At 68.3% G+C, this 2,290-nt stretch carries 3 protein-coding genes; 1 reads left to right on the top strand and 2 read right to left on the bottom strand.

Going from position 1 to position 2,290, the window contains the following annotated elements; translation table 11 throughout:
- Nucleotides 1-152: 152 nt before the first annotated feature.
- Both RI841_RS09300 and RI841_RS09295 read right to left on the bottom strand, forming a co-directional pair.
- On the bottom strand, nucleotides 153-776 hold the full coding sequence (locus RI841_RS09300; protein ID WP_310705318.1) for an L-threonylcarbamoyladenylate synthase: 624 nt from the start codon (nucleotides 774-776) through the stop codon (nucleotides 153-155).
- A 71-nt stretch (nucleotides 777-847) separates the two neighbouring features.
- Nucleotides 848-1,750: a PHP domain-containing protein gene (locus tag RI841_RS09295; protein ID WP_310705317.1), complete on the bottom strand. Its 903-nt coding sequence runs from the start codon at nucleotides 1,748-1,750 to the stop codon at nucleotides 848-850.
- A gap of 121 nt (nucleotides 1,751-1,871) precedes the next feature.
- Here RI841_RS09295 and RI841_RS09290 point away from each other — a divergent pair, with 121 nt between their 5' ends.
- On the top strand, nucleotides 1,872-2,171 hold the full coding sequence (locus RI841_RS09290; protein ID WP_310705316.1) for a YciI family protein: 300 nt from the start codon (nucleotides 1,872-1,874) through the stop codon (nucleotides 2,169-2,171).
- Nucleotides 2,172-2,290 lie beyond the last annotated feature (119 nt).

Below are 2,290 nucleotides of genomic sequence, written 5' to 3'. Positions count from 1 at the left end.
TGCCTGCTGTGCGGTACCTGGCTCGACGAGAACTCCCCCGACCCGAACCTGCCCGAAGACGAGCAGGAGGCCTGGTGGCGCGAGCATGGTGGCGATAAAAAAGAGGAGAAGAGGGATGCGCCGCCGCCCCGCTGAGCCGGCGGCGCATGGGATCAGGCCTGGAAGGGGGAGATGTCGCCGCGGCCCTCGCGAAGGATCTTCGGCGGCAGGTCGCGCAGGTCGATCACGCTGGTGGCGTCCAGGTGGCAGGCGCCGCCGTCGATGATCAGGTCGAGGTGTGCGCCAAAGCGCTCGCGGATCTCCTCGGCATCGGTCATCGGCAGCTCCTCACCGACCGGAATCAGGGTAACGCTCATCAGCGGCTCGCCCAGGGCGGCGAGCAATGCCCGGGTAATGGCATGGTCCGGCACGCGCACGCCGATAGAGCGGCGCTTCGGGTGGAGCAGCAGCCGCGGCACCTCGCTGGTGGCGTCCAGAATGAAGGTATAGGCCCCTGGCGTGTGGGCCTTGAGCAGGCGGAAGACGTCGTTGTCCACCTTGGCGTAGGTGCCGATCTCCGAGAGATCCGAGCAGACCAGGGTGAAGTTGTGCTTGTCGTCCAGCGAGCGCAGCCACTTGATCTTCTCGATGGCCTTCTTGTCGCCCAGATGGCAGCCCAGGGCATAGCCGGAATCCGTCGGGTAAGCGACCACGCCGCCGTCGCGGATGATCTGGGTCGCCTGGTCGATCAGGCGCTTCTGGGGGTTGTCGGGATGGATCTGGAAAAACTGGCTCATGTGAGCTCCCTGTTCGGTGGCCGGTGGTAGGTGTCTGTCACTATAGCGCGTCGCGATCCCGCGTTCCGGCCTCAGGCGGCCGCCGGGGCGGCAAGGCCGGCCAGACGCGGGTGAGTCCACACCGGCGGCGTGGCGGTGCGCGGCACCGGACTCATGCTGCCCGGCGCCAAGTGGCCGCCGGGGAAGTGGAAGTCACTGCCCACCGAGCCGTAGAGGTCGCGCTCCTGGAGCTGGCGCGCCAGGTCGCGGGTCACGTCGGCATTCTGGAAGCCGCTGACCAGCTCGGCCGCCTGGCCCCCGGCGGCGGCGAAGTCGTCCAGCAGCAGGCCGCGCTTGCGCCGGGTCAGGCCATGGCGCAGCGGATGGGCCAGCACCGCAACGCCGCCGGCATCGAGAATCCAGGCCACCGCGGCGGAGAGAAAGGGCCAGTGGGCCTTGATGTCACCGGCCTTGCCATTGCCCAGGTGTTTCTTGAAGGCGGTGCCGATATCCGGCACCAGCCCCGCCGCGACCAGCGCCCGGGCAAAGTCCGGGCGGCCCAGCGGGCGCGCTGAACCAGCCTGCTCGCGGGCCCGCGACAGGGCATCGGTGAGGCCGACCTTTTCCATGCGTTCGGCGATCTTCAGAGAGCGGCACTCCCGGGCGTGGGCCTGGGCGGCGAGCCCGGCCACCAGGTCACCCCGGGAACCATCGGGCAGCAGCCCCACCACATGGATATTGATACCGCGCCACTGGGTGGAGAGCTCGGTACCGGGGATCAGACGGATCCCCTCGTGGCGCGCGGCGGCTTGCGCCTCCGCCATACCGTCCATGGTGTCATGGTCGGTGAGTGCCATATGGGTCAGCCCCCGGGCGCGACACAGTGCCACCACCTCGGCCGGCGGCAGGGCGCCGTCGGAGACCGTGGAGTGCATGTGCAGGTCGATGGTGAGGGGCTCGCCCTCGAAGCGCACGGGAAGTGCTGGCATGGGCATGACGCCGGCGGATGAGTTTGTCAGAATATCCCTCCATGTTGCTTGGCTGACCGGTGACGGTCAATGCCGGGCGCCAGCCGCACCCGCGGCGCGATCCGCCCACCACCGAGGAAGACCCGAGATGCTCTACGCCATCATCAGTGAAGATGTGAACAACAGCCTGGAGCGGCGTCTGGCCGCTCGTCCCGATCACCTGGCCCGCCTCGAGGCGCTGCGCGACGAAGGCCGCCTGGTGCTGGCCGGCCCCCACCCCGCGATCGACAGCGAGGACCCTGGGGAGGCCGGCTTCATCGGCAGCCTGGTGGTCGCCGAGTTCGAGGACCTGGAGAGTGCCCAGGCCTGGGCCGATGCCGACCCCTACATGATCGCCGGTGTCTACGCCAAGGTGACGGTGAAGCCCTTCAAGAAGGTCCTGCCCTGACCTCTGCCCGCCCAGTCTGTCCACAGTGGGTTTCCCACCGCTTCTGTGGACAAGTCTGTTGAAACGCGGCGGACGCCTTGCGGCAGCCCGGTCAACAGGCCGCCATGACGAGATCGATC

It is taken from the genome of Halomonas sp. (assembly GCF_031581305.1).
Classification (GTDB): Bacteria; Pseudomonadota; Gammaproteobacteria; order Pseudomonadales; family Halomonadaceae; genus Halomonas.
Note: the sequence above shows the minus strand (reverse complement) of the source record. Positions and strands in the feature narration are given on the sequence as shown.

Coding starts and splice junctions, on each gene's coding strand:
- RI841_RS09290 (WP_310705316.1), top strand. CDS start 1,872: ATGCTCTACGCCATCATCAGTGAAGATGTGAACAACAGCCTGGAGCGG.
- RI841_RS09300 (WP_310705318.1), bottom strand. CDS start 776: ATGAGCCAGTTTTTCCAGATCCATCCCGACAACCCCCAGAAGCGCCTG.
- RI841_RS09295 (WP_310705317.1), bottom strand. CDS start 1,750: ATGCCCATGCCAGCACTTCCCGTGCGCTTCGAGGGCGAGCCCCTCACC.